This is a genomic window from Kitasatospora sp. NPDC093550, from assembly GCF_044764985.1.
Classification (GTDB): Bacteria; Actinomycetota; Actinomycetes; order Streptomycetales; family Streptomycetaceae; genus Kitasatospora.
This window is the reverse complement of record NZ_JBIWJF010000027.1, coordinates 102,824-109,203: the sequence shown is the minus strand read 5'-3', so window position 1 is coordinate 109,203 and position 6,380 is coordinate 102,824. Positions and strand designations below refer to the sequence as shown.

The 6,380-nt window shown below is 67.2% G+C and carries 4 protein-coding genes; all 4 read right to left on the bottom strand.

The annotated features are described in order from the left end of the window. Positions 1-295: 295 nt before the first annotated feature. A complete protein-coding gene (locus ACIRD3_RS32370; protein WP_402223695.1) occupies positions 296-2,365 on the bottom strand; it encodes a hypothetical protein in 2,070 nt (689 codons plus the stop codon). A 186-nt stretch (positions 2,366-2,551) separates the two neighbouring features. Then, positions 2,552-3,673 (bottom strand): glycosyltransferase family 4 protein, encoded by a 1,122-nt coding sequence (locus tag ACIRD3_RS32365; protein WP_402223693.1) that lies wholly within the window; start codon positions 3,671-3,673, stop codon positions 2,552-2,554. A gap of 73 nt (positions 3,674-3,746) precedes the next feature. Continuing rightward, positions 3,747-5,057 carry a hypothetical protein gene (locus ACIRD3_RS32360; protein WP_402223691.1) on the bottom strand — a complete coding sequence of 437 codons (1,311 nt, stop codon included), beginning with the start codon at positions 5,055-5,057 and terminating at the stop codon, positions 3,747-3,749. A gap of 51 nt (positions 5,058-5,108) precedes the next feature. Next, positions 5,109-6,365, bottom strand: coding sequence for a nucleotide sugar dehydrogenase (locus tag ACIRD3_RS32355; RefSeq protein WP_402223689.1), 1,257 nt, complete (start codon positions 6,363-6,365; stop codon positions 5,109-5,111). Between the last annotated feature and the right edge of the window lie 15 nt (positions 6,366-6,380).

Sequence of the window (6,380 nt, the reverse complement as noted above, 5' to 3'; positions counted from 1 at the left end):
GACAGCACAGCCCACTCGGCATCCGAAAGCTCATGACGACGCACCATGCCCGACATGATCCACCATCACTTGATCAGCTTTGAAGACGACCCCTAACACCCAGGTGCCCTGGCCGCTTGTGCGTCGGATTCGTCCGGTGGGCGGTAGCCAACTGCGGCTCCCCCAGGTTGATGGAGGACACAAGGTTAGGAGTACGGCGACCAGACGGTGTGGGCTGACCCCCGCGGGTGCGGGGAGGACCTTTCGCGAACCGGGACGATGCGGTGGGCGGTAGGTGCCGTCGAGTGTCTGCCGATCAGCTCCAGGGCGGGGACGTTCGGCAGTCCGGCTCCAGGCCGTAGCGCAGCAGCCGGGCCCACTGTGGGTCGTCGGCGGCCCGGCGGGTGGCCAGCGCTTCAAGGGCCTCGCTGCGCCCGGCGTCTGCGGCGCGGCGGCAGGATTCCTCGGGTTGCTCCGGCTCCTGCTCGGCGAGGTCGCTCTCGTGATAGTCCGTCGTGATTGCCCACAGGGCGACGGTGCTTCCACGTGCCGCAGCGTCGTGGACCAGCTCGTCCAGCGTGGGGTGCTTGTTTCGGCCCATCCGCATCCATGGGACGACGATCTGAATGTCGTGGTCACCTGACGCTCGCCCTTTGGCCAGGAGCCGGTCCATCGCGGAGGGGTCGCCGTTGCGTTCCGCCAGCCATGCCAGATCCCAGGGAGCGAAGAGGCTTCCGGCCTCTGCGTTCGCCTGGTACAGGCGTGCCGCCTCCTGCGGTGCCCCGGCCCGTGCACGCATGCGGGCCAGACGCTGGAAGACCGACATGTTCCGTCGGCTTGCTGCCTGCCGGGCGAGATGTTCCGCCTCCGTCAAACGGCCGATCCGCTCGTGGATTTCGGCGAGGCCGTTCACCGCGTCGGGGTTCCCGGCCTCGTGGGCCTTCCGGTAGAGCGGCTCCGCGTGCCGCAGCCGCAGGCGTATCAGGGCCGCCGTGCCGAGGGCGACAGCGTCGTCGGTGGATGAGCAATGGTCCACGGCCGTTTCCCAGAAGGCGGCGCCCGGGACCTCGTGACCCCGGGTGCGTCGGCCGTGCTGCTCCAGATAGTCCGCCAACCGGAACCATGGCTGGTCGGGCGCAGCCACGCGGTTGGCGTGATGGGACGCGTTCGTGACCTTCGCACGGGTGGACGCGATCGCACCGCCTGCACGGATGGACGCGATCGTGCCGCCGGCAGGGATGAGCGGAGTGGCGCTGCCCGCACGGTCAACCCCGCTCGCGCCGTCCAGGTCAGGAGCCGGGACAACTGCGAGCGGTCCTGGGACGCCGCGGCACGGTGTGGTGACGGCGACGATGGCCTGTTCCCAGAGGTCGGCTCCGGCCGCCTTCAGCTGGTTGCGTGGGAGGTAGGCGGTCGCGGCACCCGCTAGCAGGGACCACGGCAGGTCCACGCCGTGTCCGAGGCGCCGCAGGTCCATGGCCGCCTCCATCAGGGCGCGGGCGGCCGACGAGGCCGTCTCGTACCGCTCCAACAGCAGGGGCGCAGCCCCGAGGTACTGGGTGATTTCGCCGTCCTGGGCTTGCTCGGCCGCCTCGGTGAGCTTTGGGTCCGCCTCGGCCACGCGGGCCAGTTCGGCCAGGTCCTGCCGGGTGAAGGCGTTCGGTACCCGGATGCTGCGACCCTCGAACAGGGCCCTGGCGTGCCGGTGGCGGTCCTCGTCGAGGCGCAGCCAGTATTCGGGCCACAGGGTGGCCAGAATGAGGACCGGCCCGTGCCCGGGGGTGGTCTGTTGTTCGCGGAGGGCGGCCGCGGCTTCCTCGCCGAGCGGGCTGGAGGACTGGAGGAGATAGGACTGCGCCTCGTCGAGCCAGACCACGGTGTACGGCCCGATCTCGCCGGGGGTTCGGAGCGCTGTGAGGAGTCGGCGTAACGTCAGCGGATGCCATACCCGCCAGTGCGGTGGCAGTTCTCGCAGGGCCTCCCAGCACGCCCGGGTCTTTCCGGTCGATGAGTCGCCGACCAGCACGGCCGTGGCGCTCGTGCCCTGGGCGGCCCGCTGTACTACGGCACGCAGCGCGGCGTCGTGGGCCCGTGTGACGTACGTCGGGAGTTCACCGTTGTCGCCCTGGCCGGTGGTGATGCTCCGACGGACGTTGAGCGCCGTCGGATCGGTGAGTGAGCGCACGGGTAGGCCCGCAGGGCCTCGGGGGGTGGGCGGTTCGGAGACGTGGACGTGAACGACTCCGGCTTGGATCAGGGGCCCGTTGATCGTGCTGCCGCTCACGGTGTTGTCGACGTCGACGTGCGGAGGCTCGTGTTGGTGCAGGTGTTGGCGCTCGGGCTCGGGCCCAATCCCGTGCTCGCGCTCGTGCGCCGATGACGCCACGTGCGGACCTCCCTCAGCTGCCATATGTGGGGAGCTGCGGAGTGGACGCACTCCCCGGTCGGTCCACGGTAGCGGTTGCCAGCTGCCCTCCGAGAGCGAGTTCCGGGAGTCCTTCTTCGGCACCCACGATTCACACCGTCTCTCGGTGCTCGGACAGGGCACGCGCGGCGACGTACTACGGGTGGATCAGGTGAGTCCGGCAGAGACAGTCTTGGTGGTCACGTCAGTCAACTCTCTGGCGGTGCGGACGATGTCGTACTGGCTGGAGTTGTCCATCCCGGCCCGGATCAGGGCTGCGCGCCCGTGCACGTCGCGAGCCAGCTGATCAAGTGCGGATGCCAGGCTCGTCGGGTCACCCGCCGTGAACGGGGTGCCGGCCTTGCCCAGGGTCGCCGTCATTCCGGCCACGTTGGAGTGGACGACAGGGAGGCCATGGGCCTGCGCCTCGATCACCACCAGGCCGAATGCCTCCGAGCCGGAGGTCGTGAAGACGAAGGCGTCGAAGTGCGGCAGGCGTTGCCATAGTTCCTGACGGGGCATGAACGGCATGAAGACCACCCGGTCCTGGATACCGAGGGACCGGGTCCGCTCGCGAAGCGCCTCCTCCTCGGGGCCGCTGCCGATGATGGTCAGCCGGTGAGGCTGAGCGGCCACCGCGATGGCTTCGACGGCGGTGAGTGTGGCTTTGTTGGCATCCAGGCGTCCGGCGTGCACCAGCGATAGCGGTCCTGCTCCGAGACGCGGTCGGTCGTGTGCTCGGGCGTTACGCAACGGGATGCCCCACGGGATGACGGTGAGACGCTCGGTGAATCGCCTTCCGGTGAGGCAGTCGATGCGGTCGGCAAGGGCGTGGGTCGGGGCGACGATCGCGGCGCTTCCGGCGGCGACTTCGATTAGGAACTCGCAGTCCCGTGTGCTGCGCTCGGCTGCCATCACATCGGAGCCGTGGGCGATGGCGATGATCGGGATAGTGCCAGCGGCGCGGGTGAAGGCCACGCTGAGAGCGAACCCGAGGTGTTGGGCGTGGATGGCGTCTGGCTGGGTCTGGTCGATGAGCGCAGAGACCTCGCGCGTCAACACGTCAACGTAGGTATCGAAGTCCGGGCCGTGGGGGCGTTTCGTCGTGGAGAGGATGATCAGCTGGTCAAACGCGGTCTTCCATGCCTGGTCGACCGGTGACCTGCCCAGGAAGGTGGTGTGGACTTCAGGCATGGCGGCGTAGAGATCGTGGACGAGTACCGTGCTCCCGGACGAAGGCGCGGCGGTGCGGTTGATACCGGTCAGGACTTTCAAAAGCTTGGCGGTCATGCGGGAACTCCAGCCATGTCTTTTGCCGGGGGGAATCAGAGATCGGGCATACAGGGTGGACTCGATCCGTGGATCACTCGGTGGCGTTCTGCATCTGGCGCTGCCGGGGAGGCGCCCACCACGACGCCAGGTGGGGCGTGAAGTCGGCCTGGATCTCCTCGGCCGGATGCAAATAGCCGTTGTCGTCCCGCTCTGCCGTCCACACTCTGATCGGCGCTCGGGGGTAGACGGGATGGATTCCGATCTCTCCCTTGGGGAGAAGGCCGTTGAAGGGAGTAGGTATCCCCTCGAGGTTCCAGTAGTCCCATGCTTCAAGAGCCTTGGCCTTCTCGAAGCATTGGTACAGCTTCCGGTAGCGGGCCATGTACCGGATCTCGCGGAAGACCATCTGCCCGAGCCGCTCGGGTGCGACTTCGTGGACCGTTCTGAGATCGAGGCCCTGGAAGGTGATCGATGCCGCGTCCTGGGACGGGTGAAGTGCGGTCCTGGCGAACAGGTGGGACAGCCGTCGCCGAACGTACTCGGAGACACTCGGGACGAGAGCCGGTTCTATGCCCTCTATGAGCTGGATGAGCCGGTCATGGCGCGGATTGAAACGGGCCAGGTCGAACAGCTGGTCCATGCCGTCGACGGCTGCGAAGGCGAGTCGCTTGTAGAGCCAGTTGTTCAGCTCTCCTACCTGGGCATAGCTCTTGGACTCCGGAGTGGTGGAGTGGAGCATCAGGTACTCGGACAGGACCTCGAAGTACAGGTAGCCGAGGAACGGCACATGGGTCACGGCGGCGGAAAGCTGGTCGATGAACTCGTGTGCCGGAGCGGCGTGTCCGGTGGCGTTGTGCAGGGCAACGTCGAGGAATACCGCGGCAGCGCGCAGGCCGGCCACTACGGTGCGGTCGAGATGGTCGTTCTCGGCCGGGGTGAGGAAGCTCTGGTAGCGCTGGTAGATGCGCAGGTGGATGGCACCGAGATGCAGGTAGTCGACGCCCTTGGGCCGGATCGGGGCATCTGGAGTGACCTCGAATACCAGGGGCTTCGTGTAGGGCTTGGTCTCCATCAGGTAGGACCCGAGATTGTGCGGGCGAAGCCCCTCGCGCTGGCTGGCGAGCGGTGAGCAGTACAAGGCTCCGACCAGGCACCCGGTGGAGACGTGCAGCTGCCGGCTGGTGCGGATGGCGTTGATGTCCTTGGTGGTGTGCAGCAGGTACATCGGCTGTCCGCTCACGAGGGCTTCGGTCATGGCGTTGTTCCGGATCAGCCAGCCGTTGGGGGTACAGGTCTCCAGGTAGTCGCGCCAGTCGCTCTCACTTTCGGCCAGCGAGGTAGGAGTTCGGCGCTGCGCGGGCATGGTGTAGTCGGTGTGGGCGTGTTCCCAATCGTCACGCAAAGGAACTCCTGGTTGTGGAGGGTTGATTGTGGAGCGCGGAGATTGCGGGAGCTAAAGGGTCTCGACGTTCGGCCCGGACAGACGATTTCGGCAGTCGAGGACGTAGGGGGCGGTGTGCTCGATCAGCGTGAGGTCGAATCGTGCATGGTCCATGAGGAGCACTACCGCATCAGCGGCCGCGATCTCCTCGGCGCTCGCGTCTACCAGGGGCACGTTGAGCTCGGATGCGTCGCCGTCCGGGATGTTGGGGTCTGAGCCGTAGACCTTGGCCCCGAGGTTGATCAGGAGATCGGCGACACGGGCCGAGGGCGACTCGCGAAGGTCAGTGGCGTTGATCTTGTAGGTGAGGCCGAGCAGCAGGATCCGGGATCCGTTGACGGTCATGTGGCGCTTGTGGAGTGCTTCCGTGAGACGCCGGACGACGTAGTCGGGCATGTGGCGGTTCACGTCGGCGGCGAGTTCCACGAACCGGACCGGGACACCAAGCTCTTCCTGGACCTTCCAGGAGAGGAACATCGGGTCGATGGGGAGGCAGTGGCCGCCGACTCCCGGCCCGGGGGTGAACCGCGTGAAGCCGAAGGGCTTGGTCGCGGCGGCGTCGATCGCCTCCCAGATGTTCACGCCGAGGCCCGGGGCCAACATCGCCAGCTCGTTGACCAGGGAGATGTTGACCAGACGGAACACGTTCTCGATCAGCTTCGCCATCTCGGCGACCCTGGTCCCGGACACCGGAACCAGGGTCCGGAAGATGCCACCGTAGAAGCCCTTGATCACATCGAGTGAGGTGGCGTCGATCCCGGATACCACCTTGGGCGTGCCTTCGAACGACCACCGTGGGCTGCCTGGAGCTATGCGTTCGGGGCTGAAACCGACCAGGAAGTCCACCCCGGCCTTGAGGCCCGATGCCTGTTCCAGGATCGGCACGAGCAGTTCCTCGGTGGTGCCGGGGTAGCTCGTGGACTCCAGGATCACCGTCGCGCCGGGGCAAAGGTGCTCGCCCAGCGTCCGGGCGCAGGACTCGATGTAGGTCACGTCGGGCACGCCGTCCCGCAGCGGTGTCGGCACGGTGATCACCGCGACGTCGAAACCGGCCAGCTCGGCGGCGTCGGCGGTCGCGCCGTACGCCCCGGAGTCCAGCACCGCGCGGAGCCGCGAGGAGGTCACGTCCTCCACGTACGAATCGCCGGCGGTGAGCTGCTTGATACGGTGCAGGTCCACGTCGTAGCCGACGACGCGATGGCCCACCTCGGCGGCGCGCACGGCGAGCGGCAGCCCCACATAGCCTTGACCTGCGACAACGACATCCATGACGACTCCAACCCG